Genomic DNA, 16,534 nt, shown 5'->3' on the forward strand with positions numbered 1-16,534 from the left:
CTTCAGTCTCTGGACTGCTCGGAGGTAAGTATCAACCGATATAGGCTCGATCTTCGGTCGGGTCGGAAGAGAGTGCGCCACTCGTCGCGGGCCTCGCTCACCGGGACGTTCGAGAACCCCAGCTTCCTGAACCATTCGCCGCCGTATCGGGTAAGGGCCAGCAAAGATTGATACCCCTCGCGCCTGCCGATATTCACGGCAACGCCGACCAAATGACGGCCGATTCCCCTGCCCTGCCAATCGGGCGCGATGCAGAGGTTGTAGACCACCAGACTCTTGTCGGTCGGGGTGTCGGTCGGGGCCATCCCCATGCAGCCGACCAGTCGGCCCTCTTGCCGGGCGACCACGAATTCATGCATCTTTTCGGCCAGTTCCACAAGAGGGCGGGCAATCAACAATCCGTCGTCGACGAAGGGGGCGGAGAGTAAGGAGATCTCCTCCACGTCCTCGGGGCGCGCGGGTCTCGCGACGAGACCGTCCAGCGCGTTCACGTACCGGGAGGCGGCCTGCACGGGCTCACGCGCCATCCGCACCTCCGGGCGAGGCAGGCGGGCTCCCGGCGAATCCGAGTCCGAAGTGCTGCTCGGACGGCATCAGTTCGATCATGTTGATGTTGACGCGGGCCGGCCGTGTCAGACACCAGGCCACGGTCTGCGCCACGTCGTCGGCGGTCAGCGGCTCAAGGCCCTCGTACAGCGCATCGGCGCGCTCCACGTCCCCGTCGTAACGCACCTTCGCGAACTCGGTCTTCGCCATCCCGGGCGCCACACAACTCACCCTGACCCCCGTGCCCTGGAGGTCCACACGCATATTCAGGGAGAGTTGGTGCACGAAGGCCTTGGTGGCGGCATAGACGTTGCCCCCCATGTAGGGGTAACTCGCCGCGATCGAGCCGATGTTCACCACGTGGCCGGATCCGCGGGACACGAGGCGCGGAAGCAGCAGTCCACTGACGTTCAGCAGACCGGAGATGTTCGTGTCGATCATTTCGCGCCAGGACGCGTCGCTGCCCGACTGCAGCGGGCCGAACCCCCGGGACAGGCCGGCGTTGTTGATGAGCACCGAGATGTCACGGAAATCGGGGGGCAGTTCATCGAAGGCCCGCGCCAGGCCCTCCCGGTCCCGGACATCGGCGACCACCGGCAGAATGGCCCCTGTGGCGTCCTGTTCCGCCAGGGCTTTCAGGCGGTCCACCCTACGGGCCAGAGCCACTACGGAGTAACCCTGCTGGGCCAATACCTGCGCAATTCTCTCGCCGAATCCCGATGATGCACCCGATATCACAGCTACGCCACGTTCGTCCTGTGTCATGCGCACATCCCCTCGGCCCCGTCACGCTGTATCACCATGAAGACTTCACGCGGTCATCCCGCACCCCGGTCGAGGGCGGGATTTGGACACCTGTTCAGCGGCATTGGCGTCTCCGTGCACGCTGGCCGAAAAGAGCCGCTCCTGCTTGCGTAGAGCAACTCGTCGGCAAGGCCCCAGGTCGACCTGACCTCTACCTGTAATTTCGTGGGTCAGTGAATCACGGGCCGATACGGCTCAACAGTATGACGTGCAACGCTGACCCTGGACGTACCCGCCAAGTCCCTGCCCGCCCTGGTCGAGTGGACGCTCCAGGAGGCCCGGCTCGGGACGGAGAAGCTGCACGGCTGCAGGACGACCCGCTGCTGGTGCTCACCAAGACCGCGTGCGAACGCTACGGCCTTCCGGCGGCGCTGTCGGATGATGAGGGGCTCGCCGGGCGGATCACGGACGGGCACAAGGTCATCAAGCAGCTAACCCGCGCGAATTGGCAGCTCACCAAGCGCGGGTTCGGGCCGTGAGCGCGGATCTACCGCCCCGCGCAGGGCAGTCGGCGCCAGTGCGTGCAGCTGTGCATCCCGTCGTGGCACACGCCCTTGATGACCTCGCCTGGAGCCACGCCGCCCAGCTCGAACCAGCCGAACTCGCCCGGGTGCTGGGCGTGTACGCGGCCCGGGTGATGGCGCCGGTCGGCTCCACCGCCGTCACCGGCCTGGAGCTGATGGCCGCACTCAACCCGCCGACCCGGGCGAGCGAGCCGGACGCGACCGGCAGGCGGCACTCCGAGCACCGGCCCGGCTCGCTGGGCGCGCAGCCGATGGACCCGGCGCCGTGCGAGGCGACTGACGGACACCCCGTCCTGGCCGACCTGCCCCGGTTCCACGTGCGCGGCCCCGAGGAGAAGCTGTTCGAGGAGGCCTACGACTGGGCACGGGACCTGACCGACACCGAGGCATGATGCGCTACCTGGTCGGCATCGACGTGAACCTGGCGTTCGGCGCGGCCGCGAACGGCGCCGCCGTCAGTCTCTCCAAGCCGCCGGTCCACGTCACCGACCCGGCCCACCAGGCCGGCGAGTCGCGCGGCGGCCCGGCCGCCGGGCAGATCCGGGTCTCTCCGGCGAGCGCCGGGCGGTAGGTACGGGTTCGTTGTGCGGTGTCATGCGATCCGGTCCAAGTGTGTGCTCCAGGCGATCTGCTCGTCCGGCGAGGGCGTCTCCGACGTCGGCGGGGCAGGCGGGCATGTACGGGGCGCTGAGAAGTACAGGGCCGTCCCCTCGTCATTTCTGTACGGGGCGGCCACCCGCGCGTTCGTCCAAGTGAGGATTCGGGTGCGGTTGGACACCCTGACAGCCACACTGACACCGGACGATTTCACCGCGGCACGGAACGCCGCGCATGGCGCCGGAATTTCTCTTCCGCGGAATGGTCCCGACCGGGAAGGGGCCGTCAATGGCACGGTCGCCCCCCCGTAGAGTGCGCGGTCGCGAAGTCGAATCGCCGACGAGCCCTGAAAGCAGCCGCGTAAACCGTGCTGCGGTACGCGCCATTCGCCGTCCACAACAGGTCTTCACTCGCCAGTACATAGCTCAGATGTGCTCCCAGAGAGGCTCGTTGATGCTGGCCGTGCAACCGGTGTCCACCATCGCCGCCCACCAGTTACTCGTCTTCCTCCTCCAGCTCGGATCGTTGCTCCTGCTCGCGTTTCTGCTCGGCAGGCTGGCGGCGAGATTCGGCCTGCCCACCATCGTCGGCGAGCTGTGCGCCGGCGTGCTGCTGGGCCCTTCGGTCCTGGAGCAGGTGGCGCCCGGCTTCAGCAACTGGCTGCTGCCGCGGGATCCCGAGCAGTTCCATCTGCTCGACGCGACGGGCCAGATCGGGGTGTTGCTGCTCGTCACGATCACCGGCGCCCACATGGACCTGTCCCTGGTTCGCCGACGCGGGTCGACGGCTCTCCGTATCAGTCTCGCCGGGATCGCCATCCCGCTCGCGCTGGGCGTGGCCCTCGGATTCCTGCTGCCCACCGCTCTCGTGCCGGGCGAACGCCCCGCGTTCGCGCTGTTCCTGGGCATCGCCATGGGGGTCAGTGCCCTCCCGGTCATCGCCAAGGCCCTGATGGACCTGCGGCTGCTGCACCGCAACATCGGCCAGCTCACCCTGTGCGCCGTCATGGTCGACGACATCGTCGGATGGCTGCTGCTCTCGATGGTCTCGGCCATGGCGACCACCGGGGTCCGCGCAGGCGACCTGGCCTTCTCGGTGGGCTGGCTGATCGTCGTGCTGATCTGCGCGATGCTGCTGCGGCCCGCCGTCGCGGCCGGTCTGCGTGCGGCGGCCCGGGCGCCCGGCAACGGGGCGACCGTGACCGTCGTGGTCGTCCTGGCGGTGCTGGCGTCGGCGGCCACCCACGCCATGGGTCTGGAAGCGGTGTTCGGCGCGTTCGTCGCCGGTGTCGTGATCCGCGCCTGCGGCGCGCTGGAACCACCTGCGCTCGCCCCGCTGCAGACCTTCGTGGCGGCCGTCCTGGCTCCCCTTTTCTTCGCCACGGTCGGGCTCCGCATGGACCTCACCATGCTCGCCGATCCGCCCGTTCTGCTCACCGGCCTGGGGGTGCTCACCATCGCTATCGTCGGCAAGTTCGCCGGGGCTTATCTCGGGGCACGGCTCAGTGGGCTCGGCCGCTGGGAAGGCTTGGCCCTGGGCGCCGGGATGAATGCCCGCGGCGTCATCGAGGTCATCGTCGCGATGGTCGGGCTGCGGCTCGGAGTACTCGGCACCGAGATGTACACGATCATCATCCTGGTCGCGATCGTCACCTCGCTGATGGCCCCGCCCATCCTGCGCGCCACGATGTCCAAGGTCGAGCAGACCGCGGAGGAGGACCTGCGGGAACGGGCCCTCGGTATTGATGGTCAGCGAACCGCGGAGGCATAGTGAAGCGCAGTCGTACCGCCCCCGCACACCATTCCTTTTCCTTCATCGAGAGAGGGCAACGCTGTGCCGAATCCCTTTGAGGACCCCGACGCCAACTATCTCGTTCTGGTCAATGACGAGGGTCAGCACTCACTCTGGCCTGTATTCGCCGATGTCCCCGACGGATGGGGAACAGTATTCGGAGAGGCCGGGCGCCAGGAATGCCTCGACTACATCGAGAAGAACTGGACCGATATGCGCCCGAAGAGCCTCATAGAGGCGATGGAAAACCAGCGCTGACACCATGACAGTCGACCTCACCGGATACCGGAACCTGGGCGAGGCCTTCGCCGCGCGCGTCGCCGCTCATCCCGAACGGACCGCACTGACCCTCTACCACGGCTCCACCGGAGTGGAACCCGAGAGCATCACCTACGGGGAACTGGCCCGCCGCTCCCAGGTGCGCGCGGAGGATCTGAGCCGAAGGCTGGCCCTCGGCGAACGGGTGCTCATCGCCCTGCCGACGGGCACCGATTTCGCGGAGGTCTACCTCGCCTGCCTGTCCGCCGGGCTGGTCGCCGTGCCCTCGCCGATGCCGGGTGGCTCGGCGAGCGCCGGCGAACGGATCGCCGCGATCGCGGCGGACTGCTCGCCCGGCCTGACCGTCACCACGGAAGCCGCACAGGCGGAGGTGACCGCGCACCTGCGCGGTCACGGGCTGGAACGGCTCAGGGTCGAGGCCGTACGGCCGGTCGGCACCGGACAGACCGCCGTACGGCAGGCGGCCGGCCGGGTCGTCGACCGCGGCGCGGACGCGATCCTCCAGTACAGCTCCGGGTCCACCGGGTCACCGAAAGGCGTGATCCTCACCCACGGTGCGGTCCTGGCCAACGTCGAGGCGGTGTGCACGTACCTGGGCCTCGGTCCGCAGGACCGGTTCGGCAGCTGGCTGCCGCTCCACCACGACATGGGCCTGTTCACTCAGCTCACGGCGGCGCTGCTGTGCGGGGCGCCTCTCACGCTGATGCAGCCGACCCTGTTCATCAGACGTCCGGTGGAGTGGTTTCGCATGCTGGACCGCTTCCGGATCACGTACACCTGCGCTCCCAATTTCGCGTACGACCTCTGCACGCGTCTCATCACCGACGAGATGACGGAGGAACTGGATCTGTCGGCCCTCCGCTACGCGTGCAACGGCGCCGAGCCGATCCACGCACCGACCGTGGAGGCGTTCGTCGAACGGTTCGCCCGGATCGGGCTCGGCTCCCTCGCCCACTCCCCCGGCTACGGCCTCGCGGAATCCACGGCGTACGTGACCTGCGTACCGGAAGACGCCCGGCCGACCGTGCTCACCGTGGACCCCCTGCGGCTGGAAGCGGGTGAGCGGCCGGAGTTGCGACCGGTGTCCGACGGCGCGGGCCGGCAGGTGACCGGTCTGGGCCGGCCACACGCCTTCGACCTCCGGATCGTCGACCCGCGGACGCGCGGCCCGCTGTCGGAAGGCAGGGTCGGCGAGATCTGGCTGCGCGGGGAGAGCATCGGCCGTGGTTACTGGGGCAAGCCGGAGCTGAGCGCCCGCGTCTTCGACGCCCGTGTGGCGGACGCCGACGAGGGGCCGGGCTGGCTGCGCACCGGTGATCTGGGCGCGCTCGTCGACGGCGAGCTGTTCGTCACCGGCCGTCTCAAGGAACTGCTGATCGTCCATGGCCGCAACATCTTCCCGCAGGACGTGGAGGTCGAGGCCCGTGCCGCGCACGAGGCGCTCGGCGGCCAGATCGGGGCCGCGTTCGTGATCGGCTCGCCGGACGAGCGCGTCGTGCTCGTCCACGAGGTGCACCCCAGGACCCCGAAGGCCGAGCTGTCGGAGGTCGCCACCGCGGTCACCCGCCGGCTCAGCCGGTCGTTCGGGCTCCCCATGCGCAACATCGTGCTGGTACGACGCGGCACCGTACGCCGCACCACCAGCGGCAAGATCAAACGCACCGCGATGCGTGAACGCTTCCTCGCGGGCGACATGAAGGTGCTGCACGCCGAGTTGGAGCCCGCGCTGCGTGCGGCACCGACGGGGCCGGAGCGGTGACGTCCGTCAGCGCCGGCACGGGCGTCGAGATGGAGGTCGCGCTCGACGCGGCCTTGGCGGATGCCGTCCCGTCCGGCGCCGGCCCGGGCGGGGGCGGGATCGGCCGTCTGGTCGCCGAGCTGGACGCCGCCGAGGAGTTCCCCGCGCCGCTCGTCGAACGGCTCGACGCGTTCGGCCTGCCCGCCTACTACGTGCCGGCCGAGTGGGGCGGTGTCGGCACCGACCACGAACTGCTGCTGCGGCTGTGGCGTACGGTGGCCCGTCGCGACCTGAGCGCCACCATCGCCCACGGCAAGACCTATCTCGGTGCCGCGCCGGTCTGGTGCGCCGGCGACGCCGAACAGGCCTCCACCACGGCGGCCGCGATCCTGGCGGGCGAACAGGTGGCCTGGGCGCTGTCCGAACCGGATCACGGCGCCGACCTGCTCAACGGGACGGTGACCGCGACCGCGCACGACGGCGGTTACCGGCTGGACGGCGTGAAGTGGCCCATCAACAACGCCACCCGGGCCCGATACCTGACCGTCCTGGCCCGCACCGGCGCGGCCGGCACCGGGCGCGGTCAGAGCCTCTTCCTCGTGGACAAGACGGCGCTCGCTCCCGGCACCTGGCGTGTGCTGCCCAAGGAATCCACGCACGGCATCCGCGGCATCGACATCTCCGGCATCGCGTTCGAGGGAGCGGCGCTGCACGCCGACGCGCTGCTCGGCCGCGAGGGCACCGGACTGGAGACCGTGCTGCACGCGTTGCAGCTCACCCGGACCATGTGCGCCGCGCTGTCCCTCGGTGCCGGTGAGCACGCGCTGCGGATCGCCGCGGCGTTCGCCGCCGAGCGGATCGTCCAGCGGCGCCCGCTGCTGGACCGCTCCCACCCGCGGGCGCTCCTCGGCAGGTGCGCGGCGCTGATGGCCGCCGCCGAGGCGTCGGCGCTGGTCGGCAGCCGCTCTCTCCACTCCCTCACGGGTGAGATGAGCGTGGTCTCCGCGGTGGTCAAGTCGGTCGCCCCGGAACTGACCGACGCGATGATGGGCGAGCTGGCCGAACTGCTCGGAGTACGGTCCTTCCTCACCGGCGTGTACGCGCACGGCTCGTTCCAGAAGATCTGGCGCGACCACCAGATCGTGTCCGTGTTCGACGGCAGCACCCCGGTGAATCGCGCCGCGCTCGTTCAGCAGTTCCCGCGCCTGGTACGGGAGTACACCGCGGGCAGCGTCGACGAGGAGGGACTGGCCGAGGCGGCGTCGGCGGGCGATCCGCCGAGGCCGCTGGATCGCGGCTCTCTCACCCTGCTGTCCCGGCGGGGCTGTTCGGTGGTGCAGTCCATCCCCGCGCTGTCCAGGTCCCTCGCCTCCCCGACGGCTCCGGCCGGGCTCGCAGCGCACGCCGTCGCCCTCGAAGCCGCCGCCGCCGAGGTCCATGCGCTGATGGCGGCCGTGACCCCGGCCGCCCACCCGCCCATGGCCGCCTACGAGATCGCCGCCGCCTACGAGCTCTGCTACGCGGCCGCGGCCTGCCTGCACGCGTGGTCGGCTGGACGGCACCGGCACGACGGCGAGCCGTTGTGGGAGGACGGCCTGTGGGTCAGGGCGGCGCTGCGCGCCCTACGGGCCAGGCTCGCCGTGGCGCTGCGGAGCCCGGCCCCGGTCGCGGCCCCGGGAGACGACCGGATCAACGACCTGCTCGCACAGCACGTGGCGCGGGCGGCGCGGACCGGGGCTCCCATGACCCCCTTCGGCGCACCGATGTCCCGGTCCGGGGAGGGCCGTTCATGAGCGCCGCGGAACTGGACGCGCTGCTCGGCGACGCCTGGGACGACCGGAACCCGGTGGGCCACACGGCCGTCCTGGCCGCCGACGAACGCCAGGACATGCTCGCCGAGGGCGAGCGGGCGCTGGACGAGTACCGTCTGAACGCCGAGTTCGTCCCGGTGGCGTACGGCGGCCGTCTGGAGCGCGCCGACCGGCTCGCCGAGGTGCTGCGGACAGTGTGGCGGCGGGACCCGAGCCTCGGTCTCGGGTACGGCTTCAGTTCCCTCATCGCCTCCGTCAACATCTGGACCACCGGCGACGAGGAACAACGGCGCCGGGCGGCGGGCCTCCTCCTGGCGAACGGCCGGATCGCCGCCGCGTTCCACGAGCTGGCGCACGGCAACGACTTCGCGCACGCCGAGTGCGCCGCCCACCCGGACGGCACCGGCTGGCGGCTGTCCGGCCGCAAGGAGATCGTGACGAACGTGCGGCGGGCGGAGGCCATGGTGCTGTTCGCCCGGACCGGTCCGGGCGCGGGAAGCCGCAGCCACAGCCAGTTCCTCCTCACGCGGGACGATCTGCCCGCCGGGGCGCTGCGGGACCTGTCACGCTTCCACAGCTCCGGTATGCGCGGCGTCCAGCTCGGCGGCGTGGAGTTCACCGACTGCCCCGTCCCGGGCGACGCACTGATCGGCTCCCCCGGCCAGGGCATCGAGGTGGCGCTGCGCTCGTACCAGATCACCCGCTCGGTGGGTCCGGCGGTGATCGTCGGCCCGCTGGACACCGCGCTGCGCCTCGCGGTCCGGTGCTCCCTGGACCGCCGTGTCTACGGCGGCGCGGTCGCCGATCTGCCGTACGTGCGCGCGGTCATCGCCCGCGCCTACGCGGATCTGCTGGCCATGGACGCGTTCTCGGCGGTGATCCTGCGGGCGCTGCACCTGGAGCCGGAGTCGATGGCGGTCTACGCCCCTGCGGCGAAGTACCTGACCGCGCGGATCCTGCTCGACGCGTTCGAGGATCTGCGGGCCGTCCTGGGCGCGAGGTCCTATCTGCGGCAGGGCCCGTACGCGATGTTCCAGAAGCTGGCCCGGGACGTCGCTCCCGCCACTTTCGCCCATGTGTCGCTCAGCGCCGCCCTGGTGACGCTGCTTCCACAGCTCCCCCGGCTGGCCCGCAGGTCCTGGCTGGCCGACCCCTCCGCCACGCCGTCGCTGTTCGACCCGGCCGGTGACCTGCCCGCGCTGTCCCTGGAGCGACTGAGCACGGGCATGCCCCGTCACGACGGTGTCATCGGCGCCCTCACCGAGCTCGCGGACGGCGTGCCGGCGGGCGACTCCGATCCGGTTCGCCGGTTCGCCGCGCGGTGCCGGGACGAGCTGCGGAAGTTGCGGGACGGGTGCGCGGCGCTCGGTCCGGCGGACCTCACGATCGATGCCTCGCCCGCGGCGTTCGCGCTCGCCGACCGGTACACGGCGGTCCTCGCCGCCGCTTCCGTGCTGGCCGTGTGGCAGGAGTGCGGCACCCGCTATCCCGAAGCCGCACTGCTGGGTGCCCTGGACCGGCTGACCGGGCGGATGGGCGGCCCGCCGGTGCTCACCTCGGCCGAACGCGAGGACATGGAGCGGCGGCTGTTCGACCTCGCCGTCGCGCGCTGCCTCGACGGCCGTCTCCTCGACCTGTCCGCGCGGAGCATCCCGCGGTGACAGGGAGTCACGGACGGCGCCGGCGAGCGCGCGGAGGGCCGGAGAACGAGAACCGGCCCAAAGCACGGCTCCGTCCAGGCTCTACCGTACTTTCGGCCGGTACGCGACGTGCCCCGGCTCTCTAGCCTGAGCTGCATGGATACAGGGGAGCGGCCGACAAGGCCGGGCGGAAAGATTGGCAACATCGTGTTAGGCGTCGTGTTCGCCCTGGGCATCGTCTTCACGGCGTTCATGTTCATGACCAGTTGGGGCGGCACCTCCTGGGTGTTCGGCTCCGCCGTCTCGATCGTCATGGGCGGCATCGCGCTGGTGCGCGAGCGGCACAAGTTGCTGACCGCGCTCGCGGGCCTGGTCGTGACGGCCGGCGCCATCGCGGTGTCCCTGAAGGTCGGTGACGATCTGCCGGAGGAGCCCGCGCCCATCACGGCGCTCGCTCTGTCGGTGCTCGTCGGCTCCGCGATCAGGACGCTGCCGGCCGCCCAGGGCGCCGTGATCGCCCTGGGCGGCCTCGTGGTGACCGCGGTTCCCTGGGTCGACGGGTTGAGCGGCGTGACGAGCCTGGCCACGATGGGGATGATCGCCGCCCTGGTGTTGGGGCCAGTGCTGCGCGCGCTCGACCACCGGGCGTTGACCGAGGCACCCCAGGGGTCCTGGGCCGGCCCGCCGCGGTCGTAGCGTGCCCGGAGACCTGAACGCGATGAGCGCCGGCCGTCCCTCCGCCCCTACCGCGGAGCCGCCCCAATCCCCGCCCGCGACCGCGCCGAACGGCGCGACTCGCGGGCGGGGATTCGGTAATCTGATCAACGTGACCATTCCGAACCCGTGGGCCAAAGTCGTCCTTACCGTCGGGCTCGGCGTCACGTTCCTCGCGGCGATCGCCATCCAAGCCGTCGCCCTCGCGGAGACCTGGGGGGCCTCGTCCTGGGTGCCCGGCGCCGCCGCCGCGGTGGTGGTGTGCGGGCTCGCCCTGATGCGTCATCTGAGGCAGACCTGGACGGCGGTCGCGGGCATGTTCGTCGCCGCGCTGGCGGTGCTCGTCCCGTTGCTGCCCGGCACCCAACTGCCCGCTGGTCTCGGCCCCTCCATGGCCCTGGGCCTGGCGGTGCTCATCGGATCCGCGGTCAGGGTGCTGCCGACGGTGCGGGCCGGGGCCATCGCCGGCACCGGGTTGCTGCTGGTCGTCGCCCAGTTCGCCGCGCGGCCGGCGACGGCCGTCTCGGCCATCGCCACAGCGTCCTGGCTGGCCGCCGTCGGGGTGGGGCTATCGCTGCGCAGGCTCGACGAGCGGGCGAAGGCCACCGCCCAACAGGTGCGCCGGGTCGAACGGCTGGACCTCGCCCGTGAACTGCACGACATCGTGGCCCACCACATCACGGGGATGCTGATCCAGGCGCAGGCCGCCCAGATCGTCGCGCAGCGGGACCCGCGGAACGTGTCGGACTCGCTGGTCGAGATCGAGACGTCCGGGTTCGAGGCCATGGCCGCGATGCGCCGTGTCGTCGGGCTGTTGCGCGACACCGACGACGCGGCTCCCGCCTCGCCCGGGTCGGAAGGGCTGAGCACGCTGGTCGAGCGCTTCAGCCGTCAGGGCCCGAAGGTACGACTGCACACGCCCGACGACGACACGGAGTGGCCGCCAGAGGTGACCAGCACCGTGTACCGCATCGTCCAGGAGTCACTGACGAACGTCCTGCGGCACGCGCGGCACGCCCGCTCCATCGACGTCACCGTCGGCCGCGACGCCGAGGCCGTCACCGTCGAGGTCGCCGACGACGCCCCGCCGAACTCCGCCCGGCCCCACCACCGCGGGGGGTACGGTTTGATCGGTATGCGCGAACGCGTCGAAACGCTCGGCGGCTCGCTGAGCGCCGGTCCCCGGCCCGGCGCCGGCTGGTCCGTGAGGGCGACCCTGCCCGTCCCCACCAGGGAGCCCGGATGACCGTCGAGGTCCTGCTCGCCGACGACCAGGCGATGATCCGCCGCGGACTGCGGCTGATCCTGGAGGACCAGCCCGACATCTCCGTCGTCGGGGAGGCCTCGGACGGCGCGGAGGCGATCTCGATGGCCAGGCGGCTGCGGCCGGACGTGTGCCTGGTGGACATCAGGATGCCCAAGCTTGACGGCATCGAGGTCACCCGCGCGCTGGCCGGCCCGGGGGTGACCGATCCACTACGGGTCATCGTGGTCACCACGTTCGACCTCGACGAGTACGTGTACGGGGCACTGCGCGGCGGCGCGGCGGGGTTCGTCCTCAAGGACGCCGGGCCCGCACTGCTCGTCGAAGCCGTCCGCGCCGCCCACAACGGCGAGGCGCTGGTCTCGCCGTCGGTCACCTTACGGCTGCTCAGCCACTTGAACGAGACCGGGGCGGCGCCCCGCGGCCGCGCCAAGCAGCCGCCTCAACTGTCCGGACGCGCGCTCGAGGTCGTGAAGGCCATCGCGCGCGGCCGCACCAACCAGGAGATCGCCGCCGAGCTGTTCATCTCCCTCAGCACGGTCAAGAGCCATCTGTCGGGCATCCAAACCAAGCTCGGGATGCGAAACCGCACCGAGATCGCCGTCTGGGCCTGGGAGAACCGGATCGTCGAGAGCACCTACGAGTAGGGCCGGTCACTCGCTCAGCACGGTCGCCAGTTCCCGCACGGTCGGGTTGGTGTAGAGCACACGCGGGTGCAGTGACGGAAGGCCCCGTTCGCGCATCATCGACGCCATTCGTACGGCGAGCAGCGAGTTGCCTCCCAGCTCCCAGAAGCTGTCGGACAGGCCCACGGTGAATCCGAACAGTTGCTCCCACACCGTCAGCAACTCCCCGGAGAGGGCGTCCTCGCCCTCCGCGGTGCCCTCGGCCTCTGTGGGGGCCACGGCCCCGCTCTGAGAGGGCGCCGTCGGCTCGGGCAGGGCGGCGGGGTCGACCTTCCCGTTCGCCGTCACCGGGAGCGCGGGCAGGGCCGTGATGGTGGAGGGCAGCATGTAGTCGGGGAGGACACGGGCGATGCGTTCCCGCACGCCCGCCGTGGAGCCCTCCGAGAGGACCACATACGCGTCGAGGCGGCCGGTCGCCGCGTCCCCTGGATCCACCTGACGCAGCATCACGACGGCGGCGCTCACACCGGGACATTCGGCCAGCACCGAACGGATCTCGTCCAGTTCGATACGGAAGCCCCGCAACTTGACCTGGTTGTCGAGCCGGCCCAGGTGCTCCAACGCGCCGTCAGGGCGGAGCCGCCCCCGGTCACCGGTCCGATACATCCGCCCGCCGCCGAAGGGGTCGGGCCGGAACCGCTCCTCCGTCAGCTCGGGGCGCCGCAGGTAGCCCAGCGCCACTCCGGCGCCGGCGACGTGGATCTCCCCGGCCACCCCTGGAGGCGCGAGCCGTCCCTCCGCGTCCAGGACGTACACCCGCCAGCCGGGCAGCGCCCTGCCCACGGACCGGGACCCGGCCAGGGCGAGCCGTCGTGTAACGGTCTCGGCGGTGACGTGCACGGTGGTCTCGGTGATCCCGAACATGTTCACCAGCCGGCAGCGGGATTCGGGGTGGCGGTCCAGCCACGGCAGCAGGCTCGGGGCGTCCAGCGGCTCGCCCCCGAAGATCACCAGCCGCACCGTGAGCCGCCCGGCCCCGGTGCGGTCGGCCTCCGCGAGTTGGGCGAAGGCGGACGGCGTCTGGCTCAGTACGGAGACCCCTCGGGCGGCGACCAGGTCGCGGAACTGCTCCGGCGACCGGGACACCCAGTACGGGACGACGACGAGGTGGCCGCCGGTCATCAGACAGCCCCAGATCTCCCAGACCGAGAAGTCGAACGCGACGGAGTGGAAGAACGTCCACACGTCGGCCGGGCCGAGCGCGAAGTCGTCGCGGGTAGCGTCCATCAGAGCGACGACGTTGGCGTGCGGGACGAGCACTCCCTTGGGCCTGCCGGTGGATCCCGAGGTGTAGATCACATACGCCGCCTGCTCCGGGCCGGTGCCGGTCACGGGCGGGCCTTCCGCGCGGTCGCCGCCCAACTCCAGTAGCTGTGCGGGCGTGAGCGTCCGCAGGCCAGGGGAACCGGGGAACTCGGCCGACCCGGTGATCACGACGTTCAAGCCGGAGTCCTCGACCGTGTACGCCAGACGTTCCGCCGGATACGCCGGGTCCAGCGGCACATAGGCCGCCCCGGCCTTGAGCACGGCGAGCAGGACCGCCACCAGCTCCGCCGAGCGCTCCAGGTAAACACCGACCAGGGCTCGGTCGCCCACCCCGGCCGCGCGCAGGCCGTGCGCGAGCCGGTTGGACCACCGGTCGAGTTCGCCGTACGTCACCTGGACGTCGTCGTCGGAGAGCGCGACGGCATCAGGCCGTTCGGCGACACGCTCGGCCACCACGTCGGGAATCCGTCGCGGCAAGCTCCGCAGGGGCCGCGTCGGCCGCCCGAGTTCCAGGATCCGTTCACGTTCCGCCGCGTCGAAGAGGTCGGACGGGCCGGTGAGCTGCCGGTGGGCCTCCACCAGGTGCCGCACGAACTGTTCCGCGATCGGCTCGCTGACACAGCCGAGCCGGTGGTCGCACCGCAGAGCGCCCTCGCCCACGGTGAGAGTCAGCGGGAAGACGGGCGCCAGGCACGGCACGTACTCCCCCTCGCCCCCCAGATCGAAGATCAGCCCGGCGCTCACGGCAGCGGCCGGCAGGAGGTCCGCCGGCTCGCCGGTGTCCAGTGCCGCGACCTCCGTCTCTCGCTCCGGCTCGTACCGGGTCAGCACGACGTCGAGCGCCTCCAGCCAGCCTGCCGGTTCACCGGACGTGCCGTCCGGCAGCGCTGTCCGGTGGCCGGCCGACGCGTCCCCGAGCCGCTTGTCGCCCAGCCCCCAGGCGGGCGCGTGGTCGAAGTCCGCCAGCGGGTCCCGTGTTCCGTCCGGCGGGGCGGCTCCCGCGCCGTCCCGCACCGCGGCCACCAGCCGACGTAACGCTCGCTGGTCGAACGCGGCCCGGTGGGCCACGACGACCAGGTCGGCCTGGCCGTCGGTGTATTCGATCAGCACGGCGCGCGAGCCGCGGCCGGCGTCGACCGGCCGGGCCAGCTCGCGCTCACGGTGCCGCGCGGCGCCCGGATCCTCGCTCGCGAACGGCACCCGTTCTACCCAGGGCACTTCCACCCGGGCTGGGGCTCCGAGGCGCACGCGCAGTGCGTGGCACTGCCGGGCGTCCTCGGTTGACTGGAAGGTGACCACGTCCCTCTCCCTGTGGCTCAGCGGGTCGTGAACCCGCCGTCTACGGTGATGACCGATCCCGTGACCTGCCGCGATCCGTCGGAGGCGAGCCAGACGGCGGCCGAGGCGACGTCGCCGGGCTCGATCAGGGCGTTCATGGGCTGCGACTGGACGAACGCCTCCTCGTGCTCGCCGACCGGCACCTGAAGCGACCTGGCGATCTCCGACAGCATCCGGCCCTCCACCGCCGCCTCGTCCCGGACCGACCCCGGGCACAGGGCGTTGACCCGGACCTTGGCCGGGGCGAAGTCGAGCGCCGTGGCCTTGGTGAGCCCGATGACGCCGTGTTTGGCCGCCACGTATCCCGCGAAGTTGCGGTAGCCGACCAGCCCTGCCGTGGACGCAACGTTTACGATGCTGCCGGCCCGCTGGGCGGTCATGATCTTGCCGACCGCTTTGGTCGCGCGCCACGCACCGGAGAGATCCACGTCGATCATGAGCTGCCACTCATCCTCGTCGATCTCGTCGGCAGGCTTGCCGGAGGGCGCGGCGATCCCAGCGTTGTTGAGCAGTACATCGATACGACCGAACCGGCCGTGGGCGTCGTCCACGGCGTGTCGCAGCGCGGCGAGGTCGCGGACATCGGCCTGCCTGGCCAGGACTGCGGCGCCGTGCTCGCGGCACACGTCGGCGGTGTGCGCGAGCTGGTCGGCGTTGCCGAGCGGGTACGGCACACCAGGCAGATCCGCGCAGAGGTCGAGGAGGACGAGATCGGCGCCCTCGCGGGCGAAGGCGACCGCGCAGGCCCGTCCCAGACCGCGCGCGGCCCCGGTGACGATCACGGTCTTGCCGACAAGCTGCACGGCCGCTCCTAGCGGGCGAGTGCGTCGTCGACCAGACGCAGCAGGCTTCCGGGATCCTCGGCGATGTACATGTGTCCGCCCTCCACTTCGGCCTGGGTGAACTCGGCGCTGGTCGCCTTGCCCCATTCTGCGGTCTGATCGGCTGTGACCAGGTCGTCTTCGGTGCCGCGCACGGCGGTGACGGGCACCGGCAGCGGCTGGTCCGTGGCGGGGACGTAGTTCTCGTGCATCTCGACGTCCGCCCGCAGAGTCGGCAGGATCAGCTCGCGCATGCCCGGATCGGACAGCGCCTCGTGGTCGTAGCCGGCGAACTCCTTGACGCGCAGCAGGAACTCCTCGTCGGGGAGGCCGGTAGCCCGCCTGGTCCGCCGCGTCCAGGGGCCCGGTGAGCCGCTCACGAAGAGCCGCGCCACATCGGCTCCGGTGCGGGCGACTAGCAGGTGGGCGAGCTCGTACGCCAGCACCGCGCCGAGGCTGTGGCCGAAGATCGCGACCCGGTCGCCCGAGCCGATCTCCTCGGTCACGGCGGGGAACAGCCCGGCCACGGCCTGCGCCACGTCCCGGTACGAGTCCTCGGAGAGCCGCCATTCCCGGCCCGGCAACTGAAGGGCCACGATCCGCGGGTCACCGTCCGTCAGCGCCGCCCACGGGTGGAAGAACGAGGCACCGGCACCCGCGAAGGGGACACACAGCAGAGATGTCCGTCGCATGTCTGTTCTCTCCGTTCCTTTCG

The 16,534-nt window shown here is 71.1% G+C and carries 13 protein-coding genes and 1 pseudogene; 9 read left to right on the plus strand and 5 right to left on the minus strand.

Features of this window, described 5'->3' with window-relative positions; translation table 11 throughout:
* Window positions 1–2 precede the first annotated feature (2 nt).
* Both OG734_RS00270 and OG734_RS00275 read right to left on the minus strand, forming a co-directional pair.
* Window positions 3–527, minus strand: a complete 525-nt coding sequence (locus OG734_RS00270; protein ID WP_330285421.1) for a GNAT family N-acetyltransferase — start codon at window positions 525–527, stop codon at window positions 3–5.
* On the minus strand, window positions 517–1,311 hold the full coding sequence (locus OG734_RS00275; protein WP_330285422.1) for an SDR family NAD(P)-dependent oxidoreductase: 795 nt from the start codon (window positions 1,309–1,311) through the stop codon (window positions 517–519). The genes OG734_RS00270 and OG734_RS00275 overlap by 11 nt, the downstream gene beginning before the upstream one ends.
* A 255-nt stretch (window positions 1,312–1,566) precedes the next feature.
* Here OG734_RS00275 and OG734_RS00280 point away from each other — a divergent pair.
* The 9 genes and pseudogenes from OG734_RS00280 to OG734_RS00320 form a co-directional block, all read left to right on the plus strand.
* Window positions 1,567–2,370 (plus strand): annotated as a pseudogene (locus tag OG734_RS00280) (telomere-associated protein Tap); the annotation flags it as partial.
* A gap of 530 nt (window positions 2,371–2,900) precedes the next feature.
* The gene (locus tag OG734_RS00285) at window positions 2,901–4,241 is read left to right on the plus strand and encodes a cation:proton antiporter (protein ID WP_330285423.1); all 1,341 of its coding nucleotides are present in this window, start codon (window positions 2,901–2,903) and stop codon (window positions 4,239–4,241) included.
* A 63-nt stretch (window positions 4,242–4,304) separates the two neighbouring features.
* Complete coding sequence (locus OG734_RS00290) at window positions 4,305–4,520, plus strand: MbtH family protein (protein WP_330285424.1); 216 nt, start codon at window positions 4,305–4,307, stop codon at window positions 4,518–4,520.
* Between the two features lie 4 nt (window positions 4,521–4,524).
* Complete coding sequence (locus OG734_RS00295) at window positions 4,525–6,300, plus strand: fatty acyl-AMP ligase (protein ID WP_330285425.1); 1,776 nt, start codon at window positions 4,525–4,527, stop codon at window positions 6,298–6,300.
* Window positions 6,297–8,072, plus strand: a complete 1,776-nt coding sequence (locus tag OG734_RS00300) for an acyl-CoA dehydrogenase family protein (RefSeq protein ID WP_330285426.1) — start codon at window positions 6,297–6,299, stop codon at window positions 8,070–8,072. The genes OG734_RS00295 and OG734_RS00300 overlap by 4 nt, the downstream gene beginning before the upstream one ends.
* On the plus strand, window positions 8,069–9,751 hold the full coding sequence (locus tag OG734_RS00305) for an acyl-CoA dehydrogenase (RefSeq protein ID WP_330285427.1): 1,683 nt from the start codon (window positions 8,069–8,071) through the stop codon (window positions 9,749–9,751). Before OG734_RS00300 ends, OG734_RS00305 begins: the two co-directional genes overlap by 4 nt.
* Window positions 9,752–9,937: 186 nt before the next feature.
* Complete coding sequence (locus OG734_RS00310) at window positions 9,938–10,426, plus strand: metal transporter (protein ID WP_330285428.1); 489 nt, start codon at window positions 9,938–9,940, stop codon at window positions 10,424–10,426.
* A 130-nt stretch (window positions 10,427–10,556) separates the two neighbouring features.
* Window positions 10,557–11,690, plus strand: coding sequence for a sensor histidine kinase (locus OG734_RS00315; protein WP_330285429.1), 1,134 nt, complete (start codon window positions 10,557–10,559; stop codon window positions 11,688–11,690).
* Complete coding sequence (locus OG734_RS00320) at window positions 11,687–12,355, plus strand: response regulator transcription factor (protein ID WP_330285430.1); 669 nt, start codon at window positions 11,687–11,689, stop codon at window positions 12,353–12,355. Before OG734_RS00315 ends, OG734_RS00320 begins: the two co-directional genes overlap by 4 nt.
* Window positions 12,356–12,361: 6 nt before the next feature.
* On the opposite strand, the gene OG734_RS00325 is transcribed toward OG734_RS00320, so the two are convergent.
* Genes OG734_RS00325 through OG734_RS00335 form a run of 3 tightly spaced genes read right to left on the minus strand, consistent with a single transcriptional unit; the run spans window position 12,362 to window position 16,511 of the window.
* Window positions 12,362–14,959: an amino acid adenylation domain-containing protein gene (locus OG734_RS00325; RefSeq protein ID WP_330285431.1), complete on the minus strand. Its 2,598-nt coding sequence runs from the start codon at window positions 14,957–14,959 to the stop codon at window positions 12,362–12,364.
* A 17-nt stretch (window positions 14,960–14,976) separates the two neighbouring features.
* Window positions 14,977–15,801, minus strand: a complete 825-nt coding sequence (locus OG734_RS00330; protein WP_330285432.1) for an SDR family oxidoreductase — start codon at window positions 15,799–15,801, stop codon at window positions 14,977–14,979.
* An 8-nt stretch (window positions 15,802–15,809) separates the two neighbouring features.
* Complete coding sequence (locus OG734_RS00335; RefSeq protein WP_330285433.1) at window positions 15,810–16,511, minus strand: thioesterase II family protein; 702 nt, start codon at window positions 16,509–16,511, stop codon at window positions 15,810–15,812.
* Window positions 16,512–16,534 lie beyond the last annotated feature (23 nt).

The sequence above is a fragment of the Streptomyces sp. NBC_00576 genome, assembly GCF_036345175.1.
GTDB lineage: Bacteria > Actinomycetota > Actinomycetes > Streptomycetales > Streptomycetaceae > Streptomyces.

What these genes read in the sequence shown, in the direction of transcription:
- OG734_RS00275 (WP_330285422.1), bottom strand. Translation starts at nt 1,311, where the DNA reads ATGACACAGGACGAACGTGGCGTAGCTGTGATATCGGGTGCATCATCG.
- OG734_RS00295 (WP_330285425.1), top strand. Translation starts at nt 4,525, where the DNA reads ATGACAGTCGACCTCACCGGATACCGGAACCTGGGCGAGGCCTTCGCC.
- OG734_RS00335 (WP_330285433.1), bottom strand. Translation starts at nt 16,511, where the DNA reads ATGCGACGGACATCTCTGCTGTGTGTCCCCTTCGCGGGTGCCGGTGCC.
- OG734_RS00285 (WP_330285423.1), top strand. Translation starts at nt 2,901, where the DNA reads ATGTGCTCCCAGAGAGGCTCGTTGATGCTGGCCGTGCAACCGGTGTCC.
- OG734_RS00320 (WP_330285430.1), top strand. Translation starts at nt 11,687, where the DNA reads ATGACCGTCGAGGTCCTGCTCGCCGACGACCAGGCGATGATCCGCCGC.
- OG734_RS00270 (WP_330285421.1), bottom strand. Translation starts at nt 527, where the DNA reads ATGGCGCGTGAGCCCGTGCAGGCCGCCTCCCGGTACGTGAACGCGCTG.
- OG734_RS00305 (WP_330285427.1), top strand. Translation starts at nt 8,069, where the DNA reads ATGAGCGCCGCGGAACTGGACGCGCTGCTCGGCGACGCCTGGGACGAC.